23 protein-coding genes and 1 tRNA gene are annotated in these 25571 nt (G+C 66.0%); 10 read left to right on the top strand and 14 right to left on the bottom strand.

What is annotated here, in order from left to right:
- Nucleotides 1-225: 225 nt before the first annotated feature.
- Nucleotides 226-1026, bottom strand: a complete 801-nt coding sequence (gene gloB, locus DFLDMN_RS06400; RefSeq protein WP_423197632.1) for a hydroxyacylglutathione hydrolase — start codon at nucleotides 1024-1026, stop codon at nucleotides 226-228.
- A gap of 11 nt (nucleotides 1027-1037) precedes the next feature.
- Between gloB and DFLDMN_RS06405 the strand changes: the two genes are divergently transcribed.
- From DFLDMN_RS06405 to DFLDMN_RS06420, 4 genes are all read left to right on the top strand, one after another.
- The gene (locus tag DFLDMN_RS06405; protein ID WP_423197633.1) at nucleotides 1038-1832 is read left to right on the top strand and encodes a class I SAM-dependent methyltransferase; all 795 of its coding nucleotides are present in this window, start codon (nucleotides 1038-1040) and stop codon (nucleotides 1830-1832) included.
- A 24-nt stretch (nucleotides 1833-1856) separates the two neighbouring features.
- Nucleotides 1857-2294 carry a ribonuclease HI gene (gene rnhA / locus DFLDMN_RS06410; RefSeq protein ID WP_423197634.1) on the top strand — a complete coding sequence of 146 codons (438 nt, stop codon included), beginning with the start codon at nucleotides 1857-1859 and terminating at the stop codon, nucleotides 2292-2294.
- Nucleotides 2295-2377: 83 nt separating this feature from the next.
- Nucleotides 2378-3112, top strand: coding sequence for a DNA polymerase III subunit epsilon (dnaQ, locus tag DFLDMN_RS06415; RefSeq protein ID WP_423197635.1), 735 nt, complete (start codon nucleotides 2378-2380; stop codon nucleotides 3110-3112).
- 249 nt (nucleotides 3113-3361) lie between these two features.
- Nucleotides 3362-3436: transfer RNA gene (locus DFLDMN_RS06420), tRNA-Val, on the top strand.
- Nucleotides 3437-3537: 101 nt separating this feature from the next.
- Here DFLDMN_RS06420 and DFLDMN_RS06425 read toward each other — a convergent pair.
- Entirely contained in the window at nucleotides 3538-4356 is an 819-nt protein-coding gene (locus DFLDMN_RS06425; RefSeq protein ID WP_423197636.1) for a hypothetical protein, read from the bottom strand.
- Between the two features lie 294 nt (nucleotides 4357-4650).
- On the opposite strand from DFLDMN_RS06425, the gene DFLDMN_RS06430 reads away from it, so the two are divergent.
- On the top strand, nucleotides 4651-6144 hold the full coding sequence (locus tag DFLDMN_RS06430) for a transglycosylase SLT domain-containing protein (protein WP_423197637.1): 1494 nt from the start codon (nucleotides 4651-4653) through the stop codon (nucleotides 6142-6144).
- Here DFLDMN_RS06430 and bluB read toward each other — a convergent pair.
- The gene (gene bluB / locus DFLDMN_RS06435) at nucleotides 6134-6853 is read right to left on the bottom strand and encodes a 5,6-dimethylbenzimidazole synthase (RefSeq protein ID WP_423198340.1); all 720 of its coding nucleotides are present in this window, start codon (nucleotides 6851-6853) and stop codon (nucleotides 6134-6136) included. The two genes, DFLDMN_RS06430 and bluB, sit on opposite strands and share 11 nt — an antisense overlap.
- Nucleotides 6854-6860: 7 nt before the next feature.
- Nucleotides 6861-9758, bottom strand: a complete 2898-nt coding sequence (locus tag DFLDMN_RS06440; RefSeq protein WP_423197638.1) for an HD domain-containing phosphohydrolase — start codon at nucleotides 9756-9758, stop codon at nucleotides 6861-6863.
- 290 nt (nucleotides 9759-10048) lie between these two features.
- On the opposite strand from DFLDMN_RS06440, the gene DFLDMN_RS06445 reads away from it, so the two are divergent.
- Both DFLDMN_RS06445 and DFLDMN_RS06450 read left to right on the top strand, forming a co-directional pair.
- Nucleotides 10049-10690 carry a flavin reductase family protein gene (locus DFLDMN_RS06445; protein WP_423197639.1) on the top strand — a complete coding sequence of 214 codons (642 nt, stop codon included), beginning with the start codon at nucleotides 10049-10051 and terminating at the stop codon, nucleotides 10688-10690.
- Nucleotides 10691-10873: 183 nt separating this feature from the next.
- Nucleotides 10874-11590 (top strand): hypothetical protein, encoded by a 717-nt coding sequence (locus tag DFLDMN_RS06450; RefSeq protein WP_423197640.1) that lies wholly within the window; start codon nucleotides 10874-10876, stop codon nucleotides 11588-11590.
- A gap of 29 nt (nucleotides 11591-11619) precedes the next feature.
- Here DFLDMN_RS06450 and waaC read toward each other — a convergent pair whose 3' ends face one another.
- Both waaC and DFLDMN_RS06460 read right to left on the bottom strand, forming a co-directional pair.
- Nucleotides 11620-12618 (bottom strand): lipopolysaccharide heptosyltransferase I, encoded by a 999-nt coding sequence (gene waaC, locus DFLDMN_RS06455; RefSeq protein WP_423197641.1) that lies wholly within the window; start codon nucleotides 12616-12618, stop codon nucleotides 11620-11622.
- 96 nt (nucleotides 12619-12714) lie between these two features.
- Nucleotides 12715-13314, bottom strand: coding sequence for a cysteine hydrolase family protein (locus tag DFLDMN_RS06460; protein WP_423197642.1), 600 nt, complete (start codon nucleotides 13312-13314; stop codon nucleotides 12715-12717).
- A gap of 155 nt (nucleotides 13315-13469) precedes the next feature.
- Here DFLDMN_RS06460 and DFLDMN_RS06465 point away from each other — a divergent pair, with 155 nt between their 5' ends.
- Entirely contained in the window at nucleotides 13470-14318 is an 849-nt protein-coding gene (locus DFLDMN_RS06465; RefSeq protein ID WP_423197643.1) for a LysR family transcriptional regulator, read from the top strand.
- 261 nt (nucleotides 14319-14579) lie between these two features.
- Nucleotides 14580-16556, top strand: coding sequence for a diguanylate cyclase domain-containing protein (locus tag DFLDMN_RS06470; protein WP_423197644.1), 1977 nt, complete (start codon nucleotides 14580-14582; stop codon nucleotides 16554-16556).
- 93 nt (nucleotides 16557-16649) lie between these two features.
- On the opposite strand, the gene DFLDMN_RS06475 is transcribed toward DFLDMN_RS06470, so the two are convergent.
- The 6 genes from DFLDMN_RS06475 to DFLDMN_RS06500 form a co-directional block, all read right to left on the bottom strand.
- Entirely contained in the window at nucleotides 16650-18377 is a 1728-nt protein-coding gene (locus DFLDMN_RS06475; RefSeq protein ID WP_423198341.1) for an ABC transporter substrate-binding protein, read from the bottom strand.
- 122 nt (nucleotides 18378-18499) lie between these two features.
- A complete protein-coding gene (locus DFLDMN_RS06480; RefSeq protein WP_423197645.1) occupies nucleotides 18500-18808 on the bottom strand; it encodes a DUF2160 domain-containing protein in 309 nt (102 codons plus the stop codon).
- Nucleotides 18809-18821: 13 nt separating this feature from the next.
- Entirely contained in the window at nucleotides 18822-19658 is an 837-nt protein-coding gene (locus tag DFLDMN_RS06485) for a carbohydrate ABC transporter permease (RefSeq protein WP_423197646.1), read from the bottom strand.
- Entirely contained in the window at nucleotides 19651-20535 is an 885-nt protein-coding gene (locus DFLDMN_RS06490) for a carbohydrate ABC transporter permease (protein ID WP_423197647.1), read from the bottom strand. The genes DFLDMN_RS06485 and DFLDMN_RS06490 overlap by 8 nt, the downstream gene beginning before the upstream one ends.
- Nucleotides 20532-21638: an ABC transporter ATP-binding protein gene (locus tag DFLDMN_RS06495; RefSeq protein ID WP_423197648.1), complete on the bottom strand. Its 1107-nt coding sequence runs from the start codon at nucleotides 21636-21638 to the stop codon at nucleotides 20532-20534. Before DFLDMN_RS06495 ends, DFLDMN_RS06490 begins: the two co-directional genes overlap by 4 nt.
- 1 nt (nucleotide 21639) lies before the next feature.
- Nucleotides 21640-22734 carry an ABC transporter ATP-binding protein gene (locus DFLDMN_RS06500; RefSeq protein WP_423197649.1) on the bottom strand — a complete coding sequence of 365 codons (1095 nt, stop codon included), beginning with the start codon at nucleotides 22732-22734 and terminating at the stop codon, nucleotides 21640-21642.
- Between the two features lie 158 nt (nucleotides 22735-22892).
- On the opposite strand from DFLDMN_RS06500, the gene DFLDMN_RS06505 reads away from it, so the two are divergent.
- On the top strand, nucleotides 22893-23663 hold the full coding sequence (locus DFLDMN_RS06505) for a DeoR/GlpR family DNA-binding transcription regulator (protein ID WP_423197650.1): 771 nt from the start codon (nucleotides 22893-22895) through the stop codon (nucleotides 23661-23663).
- A gap of 46 nt (nucleotides 23664-23709) precedes the next feature.
- On the opposite strand, the gene purU is transcribed toward DFLDMN_RS06505, so the two are convergent.
- Both purU and DFLDMN_RS06515 read right to left on the bottom strand, forming a co-directional pair.
- On the bottom strand, nucleotides 23710-24576 hold the full coding sequence (gene purU / locus DFLDMN_RS06510) for a formyltetrahydrofolate deformylase (RefSeq protein WP_423197651.1): 867 nt from the start codon (nucleotides 24574-24576) through the stop codon (nucleotides 23710-23712).
- 140 nt (nucleotides 24577-24716) lie between these two features.
- Nucleotides 24717-25553, bottom strand: a complete 837-nt coding sequence (locus DFLDMN_RS06515) for a DUF4743 domain-containing protein (RefSeq protein WP_423197652.1) — start codon at nucleotides 25551-25553, stop codon at nucleotides 24717-24719.
- Nucleotides 25554-25571 lie beyond the last annotated feature (18 nt).

Genomic DNA, 25571 nt, shown 5'->3' on the forward strand with positions numbered 1-25571 from the left:
AATTTTGCCTGATGCTAGGGAAAAGGCGAATTCGCGTCAATGGAATTTTCCCCACCGCGGCGTCTGCCCCGCGCGCCAGAGCACCTTCGCGTGCGCCCGGGACGGCTTCGAGTGAACGCTCCCCTCGCCTGCGGACACCATCGCGCCGGGGTTGCCCCGCGCCGCGCCCGCGCCCCACTGCGGCGCAAAAATCCGCACGAAAAGCGCGGCCCGCGCTCCCAATCCCTACCGGAAGGTGTCTTTCCACCCACGCAACGCGCCGAATGCCGCCGCGTCGCCACTCACATCCCCGCCCTGGGCGGCCACGGCGCGCCGCACCGCGGGGTCGCGCGAGCGCAGGAACGGATTGACCGCCCGCTCGTGCGCCACCGTGGTCGGCACGGTCGGACGGTCGGCCTCGCGCAGTGCCTCCACCTGACCCGCCCAGTCCGACAATGCCGCGTTGGCCGGCTCCACCGCCCGCGCGAAGCGCACGTTGCTCCGGGTATATTCGTGGGCACAGTAGACGCGGGTCTCGCCGGGCAGCGCGGCCAGCTTGTCCAGGGAGTCCAGCATTTGCGCGGGCGTGCCTTCGAACAGGCGACCGCAGCCGCTCGCGAACAAGGTGTCGCCACAGAATACGGCGGGACCCGCCCCGGCGAGGTCGGCCACATAGGCCACGTGGCCGGCCGTATGGCCTGGCACGTCCAGCACGCGGAAGGTGACAGCGGGATGGCGCAAGGTTACGGTATCGCCTTCGCGTACCGCCTGGGTGCGGCCGCCGATGCGCTCGCCCGCCGGGCCGATGACCGGCATGGGAGCGCCCGCGGGGTCGTGCGGATGGGCGGCCAGCAGGTCGGCCACCCCGCCCTGGTGATCGCCATGGTGATGGGTGATTACAATAGCGCCCAGAGCCAGCTTGTGGTGCGCGAGAAAGCGTTCGACCGGCGCGGCCTCGCCGGGGTCCACGATGGCGGCGCTATGTCCATCATGGATCGCCCAGATATAGTTGTCCTGGAAGGCGGGGATTGGCTCCACTTTCAACATGTGTGCTCCTTATGTCCGACCGTCCGATTATAAGTTGGGAAGACTGGCTCGCTTCGCCTCCCGGGCAGTACATGCTCGACTGGGAGGGGCGGCAGTATGACCGGACGGTGGCCGACATCTTCGGTTACCACGCGGTACAACTTGGCTTGCCCGCCATCGATACCCTGCGCGAGAACCGCATGCCGTTCTCGGCGCTGGCGCTCGACGGGCGCTTCGGGCCGCACGGCCCGCGCGAGCAAAGCCCCGACGCGCGCCAGCTGCTGTGCCGCTTTGACGAACTGCCGTTCGACACGCAGAGCATCGACCTCGTCACGCTGCCCCATATCCTGGAGTTTTCCGAAGATCCGCACGAAGTGCTGCGCGAGGTCTCGCGCGTGCTCATGCCGGAGGGCCGGGTGGTAGTGACGTGCTTCAACCCGATGAGCCTGTGGGGCGCGCGGCAGGGCCTTAACCGGCTTGGCGCGTCGCCGTTTCTGCCCAGCGATGCGCAGACCATTGGCTTTGTCCGCATCAAGGACTGGCTCAAGCTGCTCGGATTCGATATCATCCGCGGCCGCTTTGGCTGTTACTGCCCGCCCTATCGCACCGAGCGGTGGCTGCAGCGCGCGGCGTTCCTGGAAAAAGCGGGCGACCGCTGGTGGCCCATTTTCGGCGCGGTCTACATGATTTCGGCGGTCAAGCGCGTGCGCAACATCCGCCTGGTCGGCCCCGCGTGGAAGACGTCCAAACCGGCGCTGGCACCCGTTTCCTCCCCCGTGGCTACGCCTACTGGCACACACGGCAAGACCCCCGGCGAGGACCGCTGACGGTCCCGCCCCATTCTCGAATTCATGCAAGAAGTCACGATCTATTCCGATGGCGCCTGCAAGGGCAACCCCGGCCCCGGCGGCTGGGGCGCCGTGCTGGTGGCCGGCACCAGTGAAAAAGAACTGTTCGGCGGCGAAAACCCGACCACCAACAACCGCATGGAGCTGACCGCGGTCATCGAGGCGCTGCGCGCGCTCAAGCGGCCGTGCGTGGTCAAGGTCTATACAGACTCGCAGTACGTGCAGAAAGGCATCAGCGAATGGATTGCCGGATGGAAGGCACGCGGGTGGAAGACCGCCGAGAAGAAGCCGGTCAAGAATGCCGACCTCTGGCAGTTGCTCGACGAACTCGCCCAGCCGCACCAGATCAGCTGGCACTGGGTGCGCGGCCACAACGGTCATCCGGGCAACGAGCGTGCCGATGCGCTGGCCAATCGCGGCGTTGCTTCGATCAGCGTCTGATTGTGGCCCGGGTGCCCGGCCGCCCGGAGCGTCGTCCCTGAGTGCCCCCTTCCCGCCCGTGTTCATCCGCTAGAATGCCGCCCATGCGACAGATCATTCTCGATACCGAAACCACCGGCCTCAATGCCAACGCCGGCGACCGCCTGATCGAAATCGGCTGCGTCGAAATGGTCAACCGGCGCCTGACCGGGCGCCACCTGCACTACTACGTCAACCCGGAACGCGATATCCACGAGGACGCCATCGCGGTGCACGGCATCACGCTCGAATTCCTGGCCGACAAACCGCGCTTTGCCGACATCGCCCATGAGATCCGCGACTTCGTGCAGGGCGCCGAGCTGATCATCCATAACGCGCCGTTCGATATGGGCTTCCTGGAAATGGAATTCCAGTTGCTGGGCCTGCCCTCGTTCCGCGAACACGTCGGCGGCGTCATCGACACGCTGCGCGAAGCCCGCCAGATGTTTCCCGGCAAACGCAACTCGCTCGATGCCCTGTGCGAACGCCTGGGCGTGAGCAACGCGCACCGGACCCTGCACGGCGCCTTGCTCGATGCGGAACTGCTGGCGGAGGTGTACCTGGCCATGACGCGCGGCCAGAACTCGCTGGTGATCGACATGATCGAAGCCACCGCCGGCCCCGGCGTGACCGCCGTCGCCACCGACCTGTCCGCACTGACCCTGCCCGTGCTGCTTGCCACCGACGACGAAGCAAGCGCCCATGCGGCGGTGCTCAAGGATCTGGACAAGGCCAGCGGCGGCAAGACGGTGTGGAAGGAAACCCAACCCGAGGCACCGGCCCAGGTCACGCTGCAGTAGCCCCACCGCCACCTGCCCTTGCAAAAAAGTTGGGAAAAGGGCTTTACAAGATACTGTCCGATCTGCATAATCTCGTTTCTTCGCAGCACGCACCAAGCGATGCAGCGAAGAAGGAAGTGAAAAGTAAAGTAGGAAGCAGGAAACAAGTAGTACCCATGCAGTACCCCATGTGGTAACCCATGCAGGACCGCAGCAGCGATGTGCCAGGATCACCACCGGCATCGACATCGAGGCGAGGATACCTGAAAGGGGTGGTTAGCTCAGCGGTAGAGCACTGCCTTCACACGGCAGGGGTCACAGGTTCAATCCCTGTACCACCCACCAGAATTAAAAAGCCAGCCTTGCGCTGGCTTTTTGCTTTGTGGTACCAGATTTGTGGTACCGGCTTTGTGGTGCCGGCCCAGCGCCGGCCTTGTAGCCCCTCATCAGCGCCAACCACTCCCCTCTCCTCCCTGCCGGAGAAAACGCACCGGCAAATGAAGCGACGGCATTGCAGTCGCGCGCACGACGACCGGATGCTGACTCGATGCACTGATCTGCGCGGCCGGCTTGCTTGAATTCCACACCGCGACCATCAGGCCGAAGGCACCCAGTACGAACGCGCCAAACATGCCTACCAGTGCCGCGTGACTCCAGCGATTGCTCTCGTTGATAGCCTTCTGAATATCTGCCCGGACCTCGGCGATGTCAGCGCGCGTGACGTTGCTAGCCATCATGTTGTCGATGCTGGTCTTGACCATCGCCATATCGGTCTTGAGCATCGATACATCGATCTTCAGCTCAGCGACATCAGTCTTCAGCTCAGCAACATCCGTCTTCAGAACAGCGACATCAAACTTCAGAACAGCAACGTCAGATTTCAGCACGGCAACGTCAGACTTCAGAACGGCAACATCAGACGTCAACACAGCAACATCAGATTTCAGAACAGCGACGTCGGTCTTTAGCACAGCGACGTCAGTCTTTAGAACGGCGACATCGGTCTTTAGAACGGCGACATCGGTCTTTAGCACAGCAACGTCGGTCTTTAGAACGGCGACATCGGTCTTTAGCACAGCGACATCGGTCTTCAGAAAAGCGACATCGGTCTGCAGGTCGGACACGCCGCCAGAGAGCGTGATGAATTGTCCTTCAAGCGCATCGAGGCGCGGGGTTTGCCCGGGATCGGCGGCGCCTGGCGTACCTGACGGAGCGCCACCGCTTTGCGGATGCTGCAGGGGATAGTGAAAACGGTAATGCATCATGATGATTGACCCTCAACTTGATCCAGGATGTTCCCGTTTAGCGACCCGGTTCTTTCATGCCGTCACCTTGAGACCGGTGCTAGCGCAATATTGGCAATACTGGCGATACTGCTGCGCCACAGCAAATACGCAAGACAGCATGAAAGCTGTCGAAGCGTCGGTTCAAAGACAGGACAGGATGCCGGTTGGTGTCTGAGACCGAATGTATCGCGGTGCGAGGGTACGGACCATCGTAGATCGCCGCAATTGCACTAGACTCAACAACGAAGCTGTCCTTGGCAGATGGAGGCCGTCATGCGGTCCATTCACGTTGTGTGTGCGCTGGTGGGATTCCTGTTCCTCACTGCTACGGACGCCGCTGACGGACCAGCCAATGCGGCCGCAGCAGTTGCGGTGCCGGCTTCTGCGCCGGCTGCTGCACCGCGGCAGCTCAGCCTCAAGGTCAGGCCGTGGCAAGGCGATTTCGACGCCATGCTCGAGCGCCGCGTGATACGGGTGCTGGTGCCGTACAGCCGCACGCTCTACTTCAACGACAAGGGGCATGAGCGCGGGCTTGCCGCGGAGCTGGTGCGCGACTTCGAGCGCTACGTCAACAAGGCCTATGCCGACCGGCTCGGCAAGCGTCCGTTGACCATCATCCTGCTCCCGACCACGCGTGAGCGGCTGCTGCCCGACCTCGCCGCGGGCCTCGGCGATATCGCCGCGGGCAATCTGACCGTGACCGACGAACGACTGAAGATCGTCGACTTTGTCGCGGCGCACGATCGCAAGGCTGTGCATGAAGTCGTGGTGACCGGCCCCAAATCCCCCACCGTGGCGTCGCTCGACGATCTCGCCGGCAAGCGCGTGCATGTGCGCCGCGCATCGAGCTACCACGAGAGCCTGGTCGCGCTCGACACCCGCCTGCGCAAGGCCGGCAAGCCGCCGTTGCAGATCGTTCTGCTACCCGACGCGCTGGAGGACGAGGACATCCTCGAGATGCTGAATGCGGGGTTGCTGCAACTGGCGGTGGTGGACGACTGGAAAGCCGCGATGTGGGCGCAGATCCTGCCGGCGCTGAAGGTGCGCGACGACCTCGTGCTGCGCGACCACGGCGTGATCGGATGGGCCATCCGCAAGAACAGCCCGCAGTTGCGCCAGGCCGCCGTGGACTTCTACGTGAATTACGCCAAGAAACAAGGCGTGATCGACTATCGCCTCAAGCAGGCCATGACGCGCGTCAAGCAGATTCGCAACAACACCGAGGACAGCGAGCTGCAACGCTTCAACCAGACCCTCGCGCTGTTCCGCAAATATGGCGCGCAATACAGCTTCGACCCGCTGATGCTGGCGGCGCAGGGCTATCAGGAGTCGCAGCTCGACCAGCGCCGCAAGAGCCGCGTGGGCGCCATCGGCATCATGCAGATCATGCCGAGCACCGGCAAGGAGCTCGGCGTGGGCAGCATCACCGTGGCCGAATCAAACATCCATGCTGGCGCCAAGTACATGGATCGATTGATGAGCCGGTACTTCGGCGATGCGAGTTTCGACGCCGACAACCGTACACTGTTTGCGTTTGCGAGCTACAACGCGGGCCCGGCCAATATCGCCCGCATGCGCAAAGAGGCCGCGCAGCGCGGACTCGACGCCAACAAGTGGTTCAACAACGTGGAGATCGTGGTAGCCGAGAAGATCGGCATGGAGACCACCACCTACGTGCGCAACATCTACAAGTACTACGCCGCGTACCGCCTGATCACGGAAGCGACGGCCACGCGCGACCGGGCGCTCAAGGACGTCAAGCAGTAACGGGGGTGGCGCCGGGGTCCGGGTCGGGGTCGAGGTTGGGGTCGAGGTTGGGGTCGAGGTTGGGGTTGGGGTCGGCGGGTTGCCACAGCACCTCGTCCAGCCCGCGCCGCTTGCGCCAGCCCACCTGCTCCAGCATGGGCTCCTCATAGAATCCCGGCACCGGCCCGATGCACAGCAGCCCGAGCGGCTGCGATCCTTCCGGCAAACCCAGCACCCGCGCCAGCTCGTGCGGATCGAACATCGAGACCCAGCCGAGACCGAGGTTCTCCGCCCGCGCGGCGAGCCACAGGTTCTGCACCGCGCACGCCGCCGACACCCACGCCATTTCGCGCGGCATGCTGCGGCGGCCGAACACGGTGCCATCGTCGGGCGCCAGCACGATGGCCAGCACCTCCGCGCAGTCGCGAATGCCTTCGACCTTGAGCCGCAGAAACTCGGCCTGGCGCGCACCCAGGGCCTGCGCCGTAGCCTGGCGCTCGGCCTCGATCAGCGGCATCAACCGCGCGCGCCACGCCGGCGTACTGAGCCGCAGAAAGCGCCAGGGCTGCATCAGCCCCACCGACGGCCCCTGGTTGGCCGCTTCCAGCAGTCGCTCCAGCTGCGCCTCGGGCAACGGCGGCCCCGGCGTAAAGTGCCGGCAATCGCGGCGCAACGCCATGATGCGATAGAGCGCCGCCCGCTCCGCCGCATCCACTTCCGCCAACGTCAATCTCAATTCAGACTGCAACGCGCTCTCCGACATACTGCGCTATCTCCACCTCATCGATCTGCTCCGGCGCCATGAACCGCTCCGCGTACTGGCGATAGACGCCCGAACTCAGGAACAGGTCGAACAGGTCCGGATCGATATGTTGATTCGCCTTCAGATTGGACATGATACGCACCGACTCCGATAGCGTTTTCGCCTTCTTGTAGGGCCGATCCCCCGCCGTCAGCGCCTCGAAGATATCGGCGATCGCCATCATCCGCGCCAGCGGGCTCATCTCGTCGCGGCGCAGCCCCCGTGGGTAGCCCGTGCCGTCCATCTTTTCATGATGGCCGCCGGCGATCTCGGGGACCTGGCGCAGATGTTTGGGAAATGGCAGCCGCGACAGCATGATCTGCGTCTGCACGATATGGTCCTCGATCTTGAAGCGCTCCTCCGCCGACAGCGTACCGCGCGCCACCAGCAGATTATGGAGCTCGCCGCGATGATAGAGGTGCCGCGGCGTGTCGCGCCGGAAACCCCACGGATTGTCAGCCGGAATGAGGTCGTGCGGGCCGCGCTCGATGATGTGGTCGGGCCTGTCCGCGAGCAGCGGCTCCAGCACGGGCAGCGGCGCGGCCGGCACGCGCGACTTGCGGTCCAGTTCCTCGAACGAGACGCCGAGGCGATCGTCGAGCGTACGCAGCCACGTCCGCGCGCCGATGCGGTGCAGCCGCTCCTGATGAGCGGGTGCCATGGTCTCGCCGCCGCGATTGCAGGCAGCCACGAACGCGAAATCCTCGTCGAGCTGGCGCAGTTCGCGGTCGCGCCGCTCGCGCGCGGCGTGCGGATCGTCGCCGGCCGCCACGCCACGCAGGTAGACAATCTCCGCATCGCGCTTGAGCACCTCGAAACGCATGCGTACTTCGTGGATGCGGTCGTACAGCGTCTCCAGCTTGGTCGCCTTGTCGATGATGTATTCAGGCGTGGTCACCTTGCCGCAGTCGTGCAGCCACGCGGCCACATGCAGCGCCTCCCATTCCGCGTCGCTCAGCTGGAATGCGCGATACGGCCCCTCGCGCGCATCGCAGGCCGCGCGCGCCAGCATCTTGGTGAGCTCCGGCACACGTGCGCAATGGCTGCCGGTATGCGGACTCTTGGCATCGATGGCGCCCGCCAGCAGCTTGATAAAGGCATCGAACAGATCGTGCTGCGCCTTGGTCAGTTCGTGCAATTCCAGCGCGCCGGCGCACAGGTTGGCCAGCGTGCCGACGAATGCCAGCTGCGCGTCGTCCATCGGCGTATCGCGAAAGACCAGGATCACGCCAAGCAGTTCCTGGTGATGGTTGATCAGTGGAATGGCGGCCGCATGGGATGCGTCCGGCGGGGTCAGGCCACCGAGTCCGGCCCCGGCCAGGGTCTCGCGCGACAGTCGTTGCGCACGCGCGGTGCCGTCGGCCGCGGCCGTGCGGATCAGCGCCAGGGTCGCGTCGAGCGTGGTGGGCGCCATCGCCGTGGCGATCTGCCGCCCGTCGCGGTCCAACGCCGCGCCGGCCGTCATGGCGCGGTCGTCCACGAGATAGAGCACCCCCGAGTGACCGCCGGCGGCGGTGAGCATCTCGCGTAGCAGCTTCGGCAGCAAGTCGCTCAGTCGCGTTTCCGCGGATACGGTGCGCAGCACCGACAGAAACCGCTGGATGGTGCGGCGCATGTCGTCCATGCGGACGCCCAGTTCGTTGACTTCGCGAATGCGCGAGCGGATCGCGACCGGTTGCACGAAGTCGAAGCGGCGCGTGGCGTCGGCGTCGCGGGCCAGCGACTGCAACGGCCGGGCGACGAATCGGGCGGCCATCCAGATCACCGGCAATGCCAGCAGGAAGATCAGCGTGGCCATGCCGATCTCGGTCTGTGCCTGGCGCGTGGCCGCGTGCAGCAGCTCGTCCTGCGGAATCGCCGATAGCAGGTACAGCGGCTTGCCACCACCCGGCGTCAGGCGATCGATCGACGTGTACCACGTCGCGCCGCCCACGCTCATGACCTCCTGCCGGGCGGCGGCTTCGCCAAGACTGCCGATGGTCCCGATCAGGGCCGGCAGCACCGGCACGCCATAATCGTCCGCGTTGCCCGGCAACACCCCCGCCGGCGGCTTGCGGTCGACCGCGATCAGGTGGCCGGTGGCATCCACCAGCGCCAGCATGGCGCCCGGCGTGAACCGTTTGAGCGCGAGCATCTGACCGAGCGCGCTGAGCCGGAAGTCGCCGCCCACCACGACGCCGTTGCCGATCGGCATCGCCAGCGAGGCGCCCGCGCCGCGATCGGAAAAAAACGCGTACGGATCGGTACGGGCGAGCCCGCCGGCCGCCACCGCCGCCACGTACCACGGGCGCGTGCGCGGATCGTAGGTTTGCGCGAATTCGGGAATGGCCACCGTGCGCAGCACGGTCAGGTCGGCGTCGAGGTAGTACAGGTGTCCGCCGCGGACCTCGCCCTCCCGCTCCACGCTGCGCACGATATAGTCCGCCGCGCGCGGCGCCTGATAGTGCGCGCGCTCTTCCTCGTCGCGCAGCGGGCGCACGAAGAAGAAATCGCCGTCGCCGTAGCCAACATACAACGCCTGCAGCACCGGCGAGGTTTCAAGCGCGTCGCGCACCAGCGGCAGCTGTGCCAGCCGTGCCAGCGTGGTGGTGGCCGCGGCCAGCGAGCTATGACTGATCAGCCGCACCGCCAGTTCGGCCGGCGCCAGCAATTGCTCCACGTCGTTCAGCGTCTCGCGCGTCAGGCGGTGACGCGCGTCCGCGGCAGAGGCTTCGAGCGCCGACTTGGTCAGCATGAAATTGATGGCCGCGGTCAGCACGCAGACCACCAGTACCAGGGTTCCGAACAGCGCCCATAGATAGACGTGAAGCGGATAACTACGGTGTTGGTTCATCACCCTCTCCATCTCGTGAACGTCTCGTGAGGTGCCGCCGTTTCGGGGGTGTCCGCCCTGGATCGCGACGTGAGTGTGGGTTGCGTTCCGGGCTTTCGTCAAGCAGGGTCCGGCGGCATCGCGGCCCTTCCGTTTTCATTGAAATATGAGTTGACGGACGCGCGCTCGCGATCGTTATGCCGCGCCATGCACGGCGCGCGGCATTAGCGTTCGTTTCTGGAAATTCCTGCAGCAATCGGCAAGCCGTGCGAGACTTGCGGCTTGTTCTCGCTGATTTCCGATCTCTCGCCATGTCTGCCCCTGACGCACGCTCCGACGCTTCCTCCGCCGTCCACTTCTATTGCCCCGCCGACGGACATCGCCTGCCGCACGACCCGTTCAAGGCCATCGTCGCGCCGCGCATGATCGGCTGGATTTCCAGCCGCAATGAAGCCGGCCAGCTCAATCTGGCGCCGTACAGCTTTTTTGGCGCGTTTGCCAGCAACCCGCCGGTGATCGGCTTCTCCAGCGAAGGGTACAAGGACACCATCCGCAATATCGAAGCCACCGGTGAGTTTGTGTGGAACATGGCGAGCCTGACGCTGGCGGAAAAGATGAACGCCACCGCCGCGACCGTGCCGAGCGAGGTGGACGAGTTCGCGCTCGCCGGCCTGACGCCCGTGGCCGGGCGCAGCGTGGCCGTGCCGCACGTGGCGGAATCTCCTGCCGCGCTGGAATGCAAGGTGATGAAAGTCATCCGCCTGGAGACCGTGGACGGCCAGCCCATGCCGAACTGGCTGGTCCTCGGGCAGGTGGTCGGCGTGCATATCCGCGCGGAATTCCTCAAGGACGGGTTGTTCGATACATTCCTGGCGCAGCCGATCATGCGTGCCGGCTACCGTGCCGACTATGCGCAGACCGGCGACCGCTTCGAGATGATCCGGCCGGCATGATGCACGGTTGCGCCGCAGACATGGACCGCCTGCTCGAGCAAGGCAGGCGGCCGGCATAGGCGCCCTCTGCGCGCGGCCTGTGCCCCGGCACCGCCCTCCCGGCAGTTTTCAGAATCGTCTTATACGCAAGCCTTTGGCAGCGCGATAGCGTGGTGGCTTTCCGTTGCCATGGAGCGATGCGGGATGTTGCCCATCGAAGCGCTCTGCGCACGCGCCCGTGCCTGGACGGGCCGTTACCCCCACTCGGCGGGCAGCTTCGAGATCCGGCCGTGGCGGCTGCCGCGCGATGTGCTGCCGGTCTATGACGAGGAACTCGACTGCATCGTGGGGTACCAGCGTGCGTTCGCGCGCCGCTGTCAGTTGCACGACCTCAACGGCGATGTGATCGAGGTGTGGGCCTGCACCACGTTCCTGCCGGAGCCGGACCTGCGCGACCGGCTGCTGGTGGTGGGCGGACTGTGGACGGCGCGGGTGCGCGGCATGACGCCGCTGGGCGTGGCCGGTTGCGGCGCAGCGGTGACGCCGACGGCGGTCGGTGCGCTGCGCCGGCGCTTTATGGCGCTGGCGCAGTCGCCCCTGTTCTATGCCGAGAGCGCGCATGCCCGCATGCAGGAACGCGCGAGCTTTGTGCCGGTGCATATCCTGCGGCTGGCGCTGCGCCATGGCGACCGCCTGGCCACGCCGCCGGAGCTGGGCGCGGTGTCGCGCTACTCGGCCATCATGTGGTTACGGCGGACGCCGCACGTGCTTGACGTGCTGATGAGCGCCGATGGCTCGACCGTGCTGCGCTTTGACTACTGGCACTACACGGGCCATGCCTTCGTGCCCGGCGATGGTTCATCCGGTTCGCATGGTTGGGATGGTTGGGATGGCTCGGACGGTTCGGCGGGTGCGGACTGATCCAGGCTCCCCGGCGCACCCGCCCGGGCTCAAGCCGCCACGCCTCCCGGCGCCGGCGCCGGCGCACGTTGCCCCGTCACCGCATCCACCGCGGCCATGACGGCTTCCACGCTCGGCGGTGCGCCGCGATCGCCGATCGACAACGACTGGCCCTCGGTATGGATGCCGAAATGCTGGGCGTCGGTGGCCGTGAACAGCATGACCGACGGCTTGCCCAGCGCATCGGCCAGGTGCACGAAACCGGTATCCATGCCGACCACGAGCGCAGCCGCATCGACGCGTTGCGCGCATTCGGTGATGGTCATGCGCGGCAGCACTTCGGCGTCCGGAATGGACGCGGCCAACGCCTCGGACTCGGCGCGCTCCTGCTCGGAGCCCCACGGCAACTGGATGCGGTAGCCGCGCGCGGTGAGCGCCTGGCCCACGCGAATCCAGTTGGCCTGCGGCCACTTCTTGACCTCGGCGGACGTCGCATGGAACAGCATGCAGCGCGGCACGCCGTCGGCATTGAGCGGTGTGGCCGGAGCCGGTACGCGCAAGGCGTTGGTTTCGCGCGGCTCGATCTCGTAGCCGAGCGCATTGGCCACCACCATGCGCATCTTGTGACGGCAGGTGGCATCGCCGTGCGGGCCGAAGATATCGGTATAGGCAAAGACGGCCTGCGGCTCGCCGAGGAATTCCGCGGCATAGCCGTAACGGCGCCGCGTGCGTGCCAGGCGCGCGATGATGGCGCTCTTGTACACGCCGTGGACATCGACCACCGCATCGTATTTTTCGCGCCGCAACTCGCGCAGCGCGCCGATGATGCGGCCGAGCGTACGGAACGTGCGCTGCTTCTTGAACTGGCGCAGCGGGGGCGCGATCACGCGCTCGACGCCCACGGCCCAGCGCGGAATATCGGCGCACGATGCATCCGCGACCCAGTCGATCTTTGCTTCGGGATAGGCCCGCCGCAAATCCGAGATCAGCGGCAAGGTATGGACCATATCGCCAAGCGAGGTGATCTTGATGACGAGAATGCGCTTCATGCGGGATGGGGCGGCTGGTTTTGACGAAGCCGCTAGTATGCCTGACCGGTCAGCCCCTTTCACCTTTGCGCATGCCGCCGGACCACGGCCCGCGCGTCAATGCCAGGCCGAAGTGTCGGCGACCACCGTGGCAAAGCGGTCGTGCAGCGCCGCCATCGTCACGCGATGCAGTTCGGCAGCCGGCAGGGGCTCGCCGCCAAGCGGGTCGGGCAGGTCACGCGTGGCACAGGCCGACGCCACCACCGTGCAGCGATAGCCGTGATCGAGCGCCGAGCGCACGCTCGCGCTAATGCACATATGCGTCTGGAAACCCGCCACGATCAGGTCCTTGCGCCCGAGCGCCCCCAGCCGGGCCGCCAGTTCGGTGCCGGCAAAGCTGTTGGGCAGGTGCTTGACCACGGTGACCTCGGTGTCGCGCGGCCCCAGGCCGTCGATGATGTCGGCAAAGCGGCCAGCCGGATCGAACGCGCCGCCGCTCTTGCCGTGATGCACCACATGGATCACGGGAGTGCCGTGCCGGCGTGCCAGGCCGAGCAGGTCCGCGCAGGCGGACACCGCCGCGGGCATGCCGCTCAGGGGCAGGCGGCCATCGACATATTCCTGCTGATGGTCGATCAACAACAGCACGGCATCGTCCCAGGCAGGCACCTTGCGGCTGGCGCCGGCGGCATCGAGCAGGGTAAAGGGGGCAGACATGGCAGGAAACTCCGGTGTTAAGCACAGCAGATCGGGACCGGCGGCGCACAGGGATGCGGACGGCGCAGCCGACGCACACCACGCAGGCGCCACCTTTGCAGCGATGGTATGACACGCTATGCTGTGCGCCAATTAGCCACAACTTCACACAGACTGTGCAAAAAAGCACACTTTGCTGGGACGACCTGCTGACGCTGTCGACGCTGATCCGGGCCGGCAGCTACTCCGCCTGCGCGCGCGAGCTCGATATCACCCATGCCACCGCGATCCGCCGCATTCGCCGGCTGGAGGCGGCCCTGGGCAAGCCCGTGGCCACCCGGGCCGACGGTGCCTTCGCGCTGACCGCGGCCGGGCGCAATGCGCTGGCGGCGGCGCGGCAGATGGAAGCGTCCGCGGAGCGCCTGCTGCGCGAGCTTGAAGGCGCCTCCGCCGGCGTGTCTGGCGTGGTCCGCGTCGCTACCACTGCCGCGCTCGGCAGTCACTTCCTGACGCCCCACCTGCCGGCCCTCTATGCCGATCATCCGGAACTGGAGGTACGGCTGGAGCTGGACAACCGGGTCAGCAGCCTGGCCCGGCGCCGCGCGCATATCGGCGTGCGGCTGGCGCGGCCGCAGGAAGCCGATGTGGTGGCCCAGCGCGTCGGCACGGTCCGCTTTGGCTTTTACGCGGCGCGCACCGTGGCGGCACCGGACCAGGCCCCGTTGTGCGGACTGCTCGACGAAGGCTTCGTGCTGCCGGAAGTCGGATGGGCGGCAGCGCTTGGGCGCCGCTATGCGTTCCAGTCGAACAGCTTCGTGGCCGTGCATGCGGCCACCCGCGCCGGTCTGGGCGCGGCATTGCTGCCCCACTACCTGGGCCGCGACGATGCTGCCCTCGCCCTGGTGCGCGAGGTGCCGGAGGTCGAGCGCGAGATCTGGCTGGCCTATCCCGCCGAGTTCCGCGGCGCCTCACGTTTTCGGCCGGTCATCGACTGGCTGGCGGCAACGCTGGAACATTGCCCCTGACCGCCGGGCGCATGATCAGGTCCGGACCTTATCGCTTGCAGTCTCCCTCTCGTGTCTCGCCCGATACACCTGGACCGCGTAACAGGCCGGCGAGCGCGCCAGACGGGCACGTCCATTTGGACTAGTCCACGGTTTGCGCGGCGGCTCTTCTGCTACGCTAGAAGCGGTTGCCGAAAGACGGGCAGGGTCGTGGTACAGAAGCCCGGGGCGCCAAATAACGGGTCAGTGCGCGCCCTGAGCGCGCATGAAAAGAAGAGATTCATGCGGCACTCCCTGAAGTACCGGATGGCGATTGCGGCTGCGCTCGCGGTCACGCTCATTCTCGTGGTCCGCGCGGGGTTCGCGCAGTACTACGCCTACGACAGCCTCAAGATCCTGCTGCAGGACCAGCAGGACACGCTCGTCAAGATGGTGGCCGATCAGCTCGATGACAAGATCGAGTCACGCGAACTCGTCCTGCGGCGTCTGGCGCGCCACCTGTCCTCCGACCTGTCCCGTTCCCCCGCCGAATTGCGGCGCATCGCCAGCGAGGCAGTGGACATGCCGGACAGCTTCAATGCGGTGCTGATGGCATGGCCCGACGGCACGCTCGCGTTCAGCACTGCCGTGCCCGAAGACTACAAGGCCTCGGTCAGCGACCGGGATTACTTCAAGGCCATCAAGAACGGCGCGCCGTTTGCGGTCTCCGACCTCCTGCAGGGCAAATTCTCTTCGGCGCCCGGCATCATCCTCGCCATACCGCTGCGCGGACCCGACGGGGAGTTGCGCGCGGTGGTGGGCGGCGTGCTCAACCTGAGCGCGAGGAATTTTCTGCGCCAGCTCGCGCACAGCCGCGTGGGCGTGACCGGCTATTACTGCCTGGTCTCGGCAGGACCGAGCCCGCGCTACGCGCTGCACCCCGAGCCGGAGCGCATCCTCGGTCCGGCTCGCGCGGTGGGCGAATCGTGCGGCGCCGAGCGGCCCAGCTCGTTCTGGGAGTGGTTTCTCCCCGAGCAACCGGTGGTCGCGCGCTATCTGCTCAGTGCCAATGGCTGGCAGGTGGTGGCGGTACTGCCGGCCGGGGAAGCCTTCGCGCCGCTGCTGGAGATCCGCAAACGCGCCTTCACCGTGGGCATGGTATCGCTGGTGCTGGCGGGATTGCTGATGTGGGCCGTGATGCGCCAGTTGCTGGCGCCGCTGGAGCGCCTCCACCGGACGGTGCGCCAGCTCGCCACGCGCCCCGCCGCGATCGACGACCTGCCGGTCGGGCGGGTCGACGAGATCGGCGAACTCGCGGGCGCGTTCACCGACGTCATGCGTCAGCTGCGCGAACGCGAGGACGCGCTCAAGGCGGCCAAGGACCGTGCCGATGCGAGCGAGAAGCGCATGGAGGCGATTGCCAACCATGTGCCCGACTATGTCTCGTTCATCGATGCATCGGAACGCTTTGCCTACGTCAACCAGGCGTATGCGGGCGCCTTCGGTCTGGCGCCCGAGGATATCGTCGGGCTGACCCTGCGCGAGCTCTGGGGCACGCAGGAATACGTGGCCAACGAACCGTACCTGGCCCAGGCACGGGCCGGCGAATCGATTACCGTCACGCGCCAATGTACCAACGGCACCTGGGTCGAAGTCACGTACCAGCCGGCCTGGAACGAAGCGCACGACACCGTGACCGGCCTGCATATGTTCGCGCGTAACGTGACCGACGAACGCGCGCGCCTGCAGCACCTCGAGGCGCAGATGCTGACCGACCACCTGACGGGCCTGCTCAACCGCAAGGGTTTTGACCGCCGCCTGGCCGAGGCCATGGCCTGCGCCGACGAGGACGGCCATCGCGCCGCACTGCTGCTGGTCGACCTCGACGACTTCAAGGCCGTCAACGACACGCATGGCCATGCCGTCGGCGACCGTCTGCTGAAGGCCTTTGCCGAACGCCTCACCGCATGCGTGCGCAAGGGCGACGCGGTGGCCCGCATCGGCGGCGACGAGTTTGCAGTGATCCTCGACAACGTGAGCACCCCGGGGACGGTCGACCGCCTCGCCCGCACCGTGGTGCAGGCCGCGATGCGGCCGCTGGTGGTCGACGGCCAGCCGTTCGTCGCCACCGCCAGCGTCGGCACCGCCCTGCACCACCCGCACAACGGCAGCTCCGTCAGCGAGCTGTTCATGCGCGCGGACATGGCGCTCTACGAGGCCAAGCGCCATGGCAAGGCGCGCCACGCTTCGCCCGCCTCGGCGCCAGTCACCGCCTCCTGAAGCCGGCAGACAAAAGAAAAAAGGGTGAGGTGGCACCACCGCCGCCTCACCCCTTCGTCGCGCCGTCATGCCAGCCAACGGCGTACCTCCGGCTTAGCGCACCTTACCTTCCTTCCACGCCTGCAGCAGCTTGTCATAGGCGATGGTCTCGCCCTTCGGCTTCTCGTTGTCGAGCTTCTTCCACGGTGCGTGCTCCGACGACAACCACTTGGACGGATCGCTCTTGGGGTTGAGCTTGGGCGCGCAATGGCTCATGCCGGCACGCTGCAGGCGGGCCATCACCTGATCCATTTCCTCGGCGAGCGTGTCCATCGCGGCCTGCGGCGTCTTCTCGCCGGTCACCGCGGTCGCCACGTTCTTCCACCACAGCTGCGCGAGCTTGGGGTAGTCGGGCACGTTGTTGCCGGTCGGTGTCCAGGCCACGCGCGCGGGGCTGCGGTAGAACTCGATCAGACCGCCGTATTTGGCCGCGTTCTTGGTCAGGTACTCGTTGTTGATATCGCTGTCGCGGATAAAGGTCAGGCCGGTCAGGGACTTCTTGAGCGACACGGTCTTGGCCGTCACGAACTGCGCATACAGCCAGGCGGCGGCCAGGCGGTTCGGGTCCGTGTTCTTGAAGAAGGTCCAGGAGCCCACGTCCTGGTAGCCGTTCTGCATGCCCTGCTTCCAGTATGGACCGTACGGCGACGGCGCCATGCGCCACTTGGGCGAGCCATCGGCGTTGACCACCGGCAGGCCCTTCTTGGTCATGTCGGCGGTAAAGGCCGTGTACCAGAAGATCTGCTGGGCAACCTGGCCTTGCGCGGGCACCGGACCAGCCTCGGAGAAGGTCATGCCCATCGCCTGCGGCGGCGCGTACTTCTTCATCCAGTCGATGTACTTGGTCAGCGCGTAGACGGCGGCCGGGCTGTTGGTGGCGCCGCCGCGAGACACCGACGCGCCCACCGGCGTGCATTTGTCCTCGGCCACGCGGATGCCCCACTCGTCCACCGGCATGCCGTTCGGCAGGCCCTTGTCGGCGGTACCGGCCATCGACAACCAGGCATCGGTGAAGCGCCAGCCCAGCGACGGATCCTTCTTGCCGTAGTCCATATGGCCATAGACCTTCTTCCCGTCGAGTTCCTTGACGTCGTTGGAGAAGAAGTTGGCGATGTCCTCGTAGGCGGACCAGTTGGTCGGCACGCCCAGGTCATAGCCATACTTGGCCTTGAACTTGTCCTGCAGGTCCTTGCGCGCGAACCAGTCGGCGCGGAACCAGTACAGGTTGGCAAACTGCTGGTCGGGCAGCTGATAGAGCTTGCCATCGGGCGCCGTGGTGAACTTGGTGCCGATGAAGTCCTTGATATCGAGGCCCGGGTTGGTGAATTCCTTGCCGGCGCCGGCCATGTAGTCGGACAGCGGCAGGATCGCGCCATAGCGGTAGTGCGTGCCGATCAGGTCCGAGTCCGAGATCCAGCCGTCGTAGATCGACTTGCCCGACTGCATCGAGGTCTGCAGCTTCTCGACCACGTCGCCTTCCTGGATCAGGTCGTGGTTGACCTTGATACCCGTGATTTCCTCGAACGCCTTGGCGAGCGTCTTCGATTCGTATTCGTGCGTGGTGATGGTTTCCGACACCACGTTGATCTGCGTGACCCCCTTGGCCTTGAGCTTGGCGGCGGCGTCGATAAACCACTTCATCTCGGCCATCTGCTTGTCCTTGGCCAGCGACGACGGCTGGAACTCGCTGTCCACCCACTTTTTGGCTTCCGCCTCGCCAGCCGCTGCATGGCCGCAGGCGATCGCCGCAGCGAAGGCCAGGGCCGACATCCCCAACTTCACGTGCTGTTTCATCTATGTCTCCTCAGTACCCCCTCCCCCGGCATTCTGTGTCTGGGTTGGCGCCCCGGGGAAGGGACAAGCCGCGCAGCCCATGAACAACCGCATACCGCGGCGTCGCGGCGTCAGCCGCGGCGCATGATCACCAGCAACACCACCAGCGAAATGACCGCGCTGATCCAGACCGACGGCTCCTCGGCGAGCGAGAACCACGCCTGCATCTTGTCGCCCAGGCCTACCCAGGCCAGGTTGATCCACGCCGCGCACATCAGCCCGATAAAGAGGCGATCGCCACGCGTGGTCGCAATCGGCAGAAAACCCTTGCGCAGCACCGTGGGCGAGCGTATCTCCCACAGTGTCATGCCGATCAGCATCAGCACCACGCAGGCAAAGAACACGGCCACCGGCGTGGTCCATACCATCCAGCTCAGCATGTGTTCCTCCTCATCAGACGCGGCCCATCGCGAAGCCCTTCGCGATGTAATGCCGCACAAACCAGATCACGATGCCGCCCGGCACGATGGTCAGCACGCCGGCCGCGGCCAGCACGCCCCAGTCCATGCCCGAGGCGGATACCGTGCGCGTCATGGTGGCCACGATCGGCTTGGCGTTGACCGAGGTCAGCGTGCGCGCCAGCAGCAGCTCCACCCAGCTGAACATGAAGCAGAAGAACGCGGCCACCCCTACGCCGGCCTTGATCAGCGGCAGGAAGATGGTCAGGAAGAAGCGCGGAAACGAATAGCCGTCCACATAGGCGGTCTCGTCGATCTCGCGCGGCACACCCGACATGAAGCCCTCCAGGATCCAGACCGCCAGCGGCACGTTGAAGACCAGGTGCGCAAGCGCCACGCCGAGGTGCGTATCCATCAGCCCCATGGTGGTATAGAGCTGGAAGAACGGCAGCAGGAACACGGCCGGCGGCGTCATGCGGTTGGTCAGCAGCCAGAAGAACACATGCTTGTCGCCGATGAACTGGTAGCGCGAGAACGCATACGCGGCCGGCAGCGCCACGCTGATCGAGATGATCGTGTTCAGTGCCACGTAGATCATCGAGTTGATATAGCCCGAGTACCACGACGAATCCGTAAAGATGGTCACGTAGTGTTCGAGCGTGAAGGTCGTGGGCCAGAGCGAGAGCGTCGAGACGATCTCCTCGTTGGTCTTGAACGACATGTTCACCATCCAGTAGATCGGCACGATGGCGAACAGCAGGTAGACCACGAGAAACACGGGGCGCCACGCGCCGGCGCGCTGGCCGCCCGGGGCGAGTTGCTTGTCAGCCATTGGGCATCTCCTCGCTGCCGGCGGTACCGGCGCGCTGCATCCAGTTATAGAGCACGAAGCACGTGAGCAGGATGATCAGGAAATAGATGATCGAGAACGCGGCCGCCGGACCCAGGTCGAACTGGCCCACCGCTTTCTGCGTGAGGTACTGCGACAGGAACGTGGTGGCATTGCCGGGCCCGCCGCCGGTCAGCACGAAGGGCTCGGTGTAGATCATGAAACTGTCCATGAACCGCAGCAGCACCGCAATCATCAGCACGCCGCGCAGCTTGGGTAGCTGGATGAAGCGGAACACCGCAAAGCGCGAGGCCCCATCGATCTGCGCGGCCTGGTAGTAGGCGTCGGGAATCGCGCGCAGGCCGGCATAGCACAGCAGCCCGACCAGCGGCGTCCAGTGCCAGACATCCATCACCAGCACGGTCAGCCACGCGTCGATGGCGCTGCCCGTGTAGTTGTAGTCGAAGCCCATGCCGTCGAGCGCGGCGCCGAGCAGACCGATATCGGTACGGCCGAAGATCTGCCAGATGGTGCCGACCACGTTCCACGGAATCAGCAGCGAAAGCGCCACCACCACGAGCGTGGCCGAGGCGCGCCAGCCTTTGGCCGGCATGGACAGGGCCAGCAGAATGCCGAGCGGAATCTCCACTGCCAGCACCGCCAGCGAGAAGCCGAGCTGGCGCAGCAACGCATCGTGCAGTTCCTCGTCGCGCAGCACGGTGGCAAACCATTCGGTACCGACGAACACGCGCCGCTCGGGCGAGATGATGTCCTGCACCGAATAGTTGACGATGGTCATCAGCGGCAGGATGGCCGAGAACGCCACGCAGATCACCACGGGAAGGACCAGGAGCCAGGCTTTCTGATTGACGGGTTTCATCGGACCAGTTCCTCGTTCACGTAAAAGCAGGTGTGGCGGTGGAATGCGGACAGCCACGCGGTATCGCCGGGCCGCAGCGCGGCGGCTTCCGTGCCGAGCCGGGCGCGCACCGTGGCTACCTCGCCGTCGGCGGACGCCACCGTGGCCGTCACCAGCCAGTAGGTGCCGATATCCTGCGCGCGCACCACCTTGACCGGCATTGCCTGCGGATCGTCGGCACGTGCGATCTCCAGGTACTCGGGCCGCACGCCGATGCGAAAACTGCCGGCCGCCTGCAAGGCCGACGCCACGCTCGCGGGCAGCTCTGGCAGATAGCGCCGCCCCGCCACCTCGATGGCGCCGTCGCGCCAGCTGCCCGGCAGGAAGTTCATGCCGGGCGAGCCGATAAAGTGCCCGACGAAGGTATGCGCCGGCGCTTCGAACAGCTGGTCGGCCGAACCCACCTGCACGGCCTTGCCGCGCGACATCACCACGACCTGGTCGGCAAACGTCAGCGCCTCGGTCTGGTCGTGGGTCACATAGAGCAGCGTGAGCCGGAATTCGTGATGAATCTCCTTGAGCTTGCGCCGCAGCTGCCATTTGAGGTGCGGGTCGATCACCGTCAGCGGCTCGTCGAACAGGATCGCGGAAACGTCCTGCCGCACCAGTCCGCGCCCGAGCGAGATCTTCTGCTTGGCGTCGGCGGCGAGCCCGCTCGCGCGCCGGTCGAGCGAGCCCGACAGGTCGAGCATTTCCGCCACGCGACCCACGCGCTCCCGGACCTGCGCCGCCGGCACGCCGCGGTTGCGCAGCGGGAAGGCCAGGTTCTCGCCCACGGTCATGGTGTCGTAGATGACCGGAAACTGGAACACCTGGGCGATATTGCGCGCCTGCGGCGTGGCCGCGGTCACGTCCTTGCCGTCGAACAGGATCGTGCCCTGCGACGGACGCAGCAGCCCCGACACGCAGTTGAGCAGCGTGGTCTTGCCGCAGCCGGACGGCCCCAGCAGCGCATAGGCGCCACCGTCCTCGAAGGTAAAGCGCAGCGGCAGCAGCGCGTAGTCTTCATCGCGCTGCGGATGCGGAACGTAGGAATGGGCCAGGTCGAGATCGATACGCGCCATCTCAGCCTCCGGATCCGGTCACGATCGCGCCGGGGCGGCGCGGCGCATGAATGCGCGCGCCATCGGCGTCGAACAGATATAGCTGCGAGGGCTCGAGATGCAGCGCCAACGGTGCGCCGAGCGCGAAGTCGTGCACGCCGGAGAACTGCGCCACCAGGTTGCCGGCGGCGGTATCCACGTGCACGAAGGTGTCGGAGCCCGACAGCTCGGCCAGCGCCACGCGGCCCGGCACCATCACCGCGCCGGGCACCGCGGCCAGGCGCAGCGCGGCGGCGCGCACCCCGACCGTCACCGGGCCCTCGCCCGCGGCTTCCGGCACCGCCATCACGATGCCGCCGGCCAGCGTGACGCGCCCCGCGTCCAGCGTGCCGGCCACGAGGTTCATGGGCGGATCGCTGAACGCGCGCGCCACGCGCAGCGAGTTCGGGTAGTGAAACACTTCGGGCGTGGGCCCGTACTGCAGCAGTTCGCCGGCATCGAGCACCGCCGTATGGCCGCCGAGCAGCAGCGCCTCGGCGGGCTCGGTGGTGGCATAGATGACAGTGGCGTCGCCATGCGCGAACAGCTGCGTCAGTTCCTCGCGCAGTTCCTCGCGCAGCTTGTAGTCGAGGTTGACCAGCGGCTCGTCGAGCAGCATCAGCGGGGCATCCTTGGCCAGCGCGCGGGCCAGCGCCACGCGTTGCTGCTGGCCGCCCGAGAGCTCGGCCGGGTACCGTTGCAGCAGGTGCTCGATATGCAGGCGCGCGGCGAGTTCGCGCACGCGCTGCGCGATCTCCTCTGCCCGCATCTTGCGCAGCCGCAGCGGCGAGGCAATGTTGTCGAATACCGTCAGCGACGGATAGTTGATGAACTGCTGGTAAACCATAGAGACGTTGCGCTCGCGCACGGGCATGCCCGTCACGTCGGCGCCGTCCACGCTTACGCGGCCGGCGGTGGGCTTGTCGAGCCCCGCCATGACGCGCATCAGCGACGTCTTGCCAGCCTGGGTGGCTCCCAGCAGGATGGTGACGGCGCCCGGCACGGGGGCCAGCGACATCGGGTAAAGATAGGCTTGCGACCCTACTTGCTGCGCAATGCCTTCCAGGCTCAGCTGCATCCGGTCTCCATTGTTCTTGTGCTTTCCCTGTCACCCCATGCAGGGGTGTGGAAAGCCACTATTTCTCGTGCAATGCTCGTTTTAGCAAAAAAGCGAACACAATACAACTGTGCGCCGCATCATTTGTTTTCGTTTCTGTTTGATCTAGAATGCCCGGCATGACCCTCAATCCCCGCCAGACCGCCCTGCTCGACGAGGTACGCACGCAGGGCTTCGCCTCCATCGAAGAACTCGCGCGCAAGTTCGGCGTGACCTTGCAAACCGTCCGGCGCGACGTCAACCTGCTGGCGGAGAACGGCATGCTGTCGCGCTTCCATGGCGGCGTGCGGGTCGAGAACTCGACCACCGAGAACATTGCGTACCGGCAGCGGCAGCAGCTCAATGCCGAGGGCAAGATCCGCATCGCGCGCGCGGTGGCGGCGGCGGTGCCGGACGGCTGCTCGCTGATCCTGAACATCGGCACCACGGTCGAGGAAATCGCGCGGGCGCTGATCCATCATCGCGGCCTGCGCGTGATCACCAATAACCTGCACGTGGCCAATATCCTGGCCGACAATCCGGACTGCGAGGTGATCGTGGCCGGCGGCGTGCTGCGCTCGCGCGACCGCGGCATCATCGGCGAGGCCACGGTCGAATTCATCCGCCAGTTCAAGGTGGATATCGGGCTGATCGGGATTTCCGGCATCGAGGCCGACGGCACGCTGCGCGATTTCGATTTTCGCGAGGTCAAGGTCGCGCGCACGATCATGGAACATTCGCGCGAGATCTGGCTGGCCGCGGATGCCAGCAAGTTCAATCGTCAGGCCATGGTGGAACTCGCGCCGCTCTCCAGCATCGACCGCCTGTTCACGGACGAGCCGCTGCGCACGCCGTTCGTGCAGATGCTGAACGACAGTGGAGTGAACTGTGTGGTCGCGGACCAGGCGTGATCGCCCGGATCCGCGCCAACGCGTACCGGACGGTACGCGGGAGGGGCTATTTGAAGACCACCGTCTTGTGGCCGTTGAGCAGGATGCGGTGTTCGGCGTGCCACTTGACGGCACGGGCGAGCGCCACGCATTCGACGTCGCGTCCCACGGCGGTGAGCTGCTCGGGGTCCATGCTGTGGTCGACGCGCTCGATTTCCTGCTCGATGATCGGGCCTTCGTCGAGGTCGGCGGTGACGTAGTGCGCGGTGGCACCGATCAGCTTCACGCCGCGATCGTGCGCCTGGTAGTACGGCTTGGCGCCCTTGAAGCTGGGCAGGAACGAGTGGTGGATATTGATGGCACGGCCGGCCAGCTTGCGGCACAGGTCGTCGGACAGCACCTGCATGTAGCGCGCCAGCACGACCAGGTCGATGTTCTGGTCACGCACCACCTCGAACACGCGCGCTTCCTGCGCGGCCTTCTGCTCGGCGGAAGCGTTCATCAGCGGCAGGTGGAAAAACGGTACGTCGTACGACGCGGCAAGCTGGTAGAAATCGCGATGGTTGGACACGATCGCGGCAATCTCCACCGGCAGGCCGCCCGCCTTGGCGCGGAACAGCAGGTCGTTCAGGCAATGCCCGATCTTCGACACCATGATCATCACGCGCGGCTTGGCCGAGGCATCGAACACTTCCCACTGCATGCCGAACTGGTCGCCGACCGGCGCAAAGGCGGCACGCAGGGCAGCGAGGTCAGGTCCGCCGGCGGCGGTACTGAAATGCACGCGCATGAAGAAGCGGCCGGTAAAGGCATCGCCGTACTGGTCGGAGTCGACGATATTGCAGCCGTGCTGGAACAGCAGGCCCGAGACGGCGTGGACGATGCCCGGTTGGTCGGGGCACGAGATGGTGAGAATAAATCCGGTGGTGCTCATCGTAAGCAGTTGGGTTCGAGGCAGGCCGCGCGGTGGACGGCAGGCGTGGCGGGCACGGCGGACGCGGCGCCCGTCGTGGTTCCGACCTTGAAACAGACCGCGATTCGGTCAGATTGTCAGGCAGACAACCCCTTCGAAACTCAGTCGGCGTCGCCGGTCCAGCCACGTCGCCGGAGCGCATCCAGCGTCACCAGCGTGGCATCGACGGTCATCGCGCGGTCCGCCATGATAGCAAGCAATGCCGCCGGCGCGATGCGGCGATGCTCGGCCACCTCGCCGTCGCGGTTGTATGGCACGAAGTCCGCCGGCAGCGCGAGGTCGTATACGAATACGTGTTCCCACTGCACCCCCTCCGGAATTTCACGCAGGACCTCGATCACGCCATGGGCCTCGGCACGCGCCGCGAGCGCGGGCGGAATGCCCGATTCCTCGTCGCATTCGCGGATCAGCGTCTCCAGCGGATGGCTGCCATGGGGCATGCCGCCCGCCACGAGGTTATCCCACATGCCGGGGTCGGTGGCCTTGGTGGGACTGCGCCGCGAAATCCACAGGGCCCGCTCGCCGGCAATCACGCCGTTCATGTGCGAGGCAAACGTCAGCAAGCCGAGAAAGCGCGCCGCGGCGCGTTCGATCACCGCGTATGGCGGCGCGTCTAGCGCGGGGGTAACGGCAAACAGCTCGTCGCGCCAGCCGCGCACATGGCCGGCTTCGGCCAGCGTGCGCGCCAGCGTGGCGAGCGCCGCGGCGCGCTGCGCAAAGTCGGAACAGCCGGGCAATAGCGCGACTGCACCGTGCTGCTCGGGACCCAGCACGGGTCCGGATGCGGGACCGGACGCGTGGGCGATCAGCGCCGCATGCGCGCGCGGCAGCCAGCCGATATGGCGCCCTTCGATGGTCAGCCGCAGGTGGGCGGCGGGATCGAACGGGCTGCGCTCGGCGAGGCCGGCGGCAATGGCGGTGAGAACGGTGTCGGACATGAACTGGGCCGAGGAACA

It is taken from the genome of Cupriavidus sp. H19C3 (assembly GCF_049393815.1).
GTDB lineage: Bacteria > Pseudomonadota > Gammaproteobacteria > Burkholderiales > Burkholderiaceae > Cupriavidus.

Excerpts from the sequence above, each read along its gene's own strand:
- DFLDMN_RS06405 (WP_423197633.1), top strand. The coding sequence starts at position 1,038 with ATGTCCGACCGTCCGATTATAAGTTGGGAAGACTGGCTCGCTTCGCCT.
- DFLDMN_RS06450 (WP_423197640.1), top strand. The coding sequence starts at position 10,874 with ATGTTGCCCATCGAAGCGCTCTGCGCACGCGCCCGTGCCTGGACGGGC.
- DFLDMN_RS06495 (WP_423197648.1), bottom strand. The coding sequence starts at position 21,638 with ATGGCGCGTATCGATCTCGACCTGGCCCATTCCTACGTTCCGCATCCG.
- DFLDMN_RS06460 (WP_423197642.1), bottom strand. The coding sequence starts at position 13,314 with ATGTCTGCCCCCTTTACCCTGCTCGATGCCGCCGGCGCCAGCCGCAAG.
- DFLDMN_RS06500 (WP_423197649.1), bottom strand. The coding sequence starts at position 22,734 with ATGCAGCTGAGCCTGGAAGGCATTGCGCAGCAAGTAGGGTCGCAAGCC.
- DFLDMN_RS06430 (WP_423197637.1), top strand. The coding sequence starts at position 4,651 with ATGCGGTCCATTCACGTTGTGTGTGCGCTGGTGGGATTCCTGTTCCTC.
- DFLDMN_RS06425 (WP_423197636.1), bottom strand. The coding sequence starts at position 4,356 with ATGATGCATTACCGTTTTCACTATCCCCTGCAGCATCCGCAAAGCGGT.
- DFLDMN_RS06445 (WP_423197639.1), top strand. The coding sequence starts at position 10,049 with ATGTCTGCCCCTGACGCACGCTCCGACGCTTCCTCCGCCGTCCACTTC.
- DFLDMN_RS06515 (WP_423197652.1), bottom strand. The coding sequence starts at position 25,553 with ATGTCCGACACCGTTCTCACCGCCATTGCCGCCGGCCTCGCCGAGCGC.
- rnhA (WP_423197634.1), top strand. The coding sequence starts at position 1,857 with ATGCAAGAAGTCACGATCTATTCCGATGGCGCCTGCAAGGGCAACCCC.
- DFLDMN_RS06490 (WP_423197647.1), bottom strand. The coding sequence starts at position 20,535 with ATGAAACCCGTCAATCAGAAAGCCTGGCTCCTGGTCCTTCCCGTGGTG.
- DFLDMN_RS06505 (WP_423197650.1), top strand. The coding sequence starts at position 22,893 with ATGACCCTCAATCCCCGCCAGACCGCCCTGCTCGACGAGGTACGCACG.
- DFLDMN_RS06470 (WP_423197644.1), top strand. The coding sequence starts at position 14,580 with ATGCGGCACTCCCTGAAGTACCGGATGGCGATTGCGGCTGCGCTCGCG.
- gloB (WP_423197632.1), bottom strand. The coding sequence starts at position 1,026 with ATGTTGAAAGTGGAGCCAATCCCCGCCTTCCAGGACAACTATATCTGG.
- DFLDMN_RS06485 (WP_423197646.1), bottom strand. The coding sequence starts at position 19,658 with ATGGCTGACAAGCAACTCGCCCCGGGCGGCCAGCGCGCCGGCGCGTGG.
- dnaQ (WP_423197635.1), top strand. The coding sequence starts at position 2,378 with ATGCGACAGATCATTCTCGATACCGAAACCACCGGCCTCAATGCCAAC.
- purU (WP_423197651.1), bottom strand. The coding sequence starts at position 24,576 with ATGAGCACCACCGGATTTATTCTCACCATCTCGTGCCCCGACCAACCG.
- DFLDMN_RS06440 (WP_423197638.1), bottom strand. The coding sequence starts at position 9,758 with ATGAACCAACACCGTAGTTATCCGCTTCACGTCTATCTATGGGCGCTG.
- waaC (WP_423197641.1), bottom strand. The coding sequence starts at position 12,618 with ATGAAGCGCATTCTCGTCATCAAGATCACCTCGCTTGGCGATATGGTC.
- DFLDMN_RS06480 (WP_423197645.1), bottom strand. The coding sequence starts at position 18,808 with ATGCTGAGCTGGATGGTATGGACCACGCCGGTGGCCGTGTTCTTTGCC.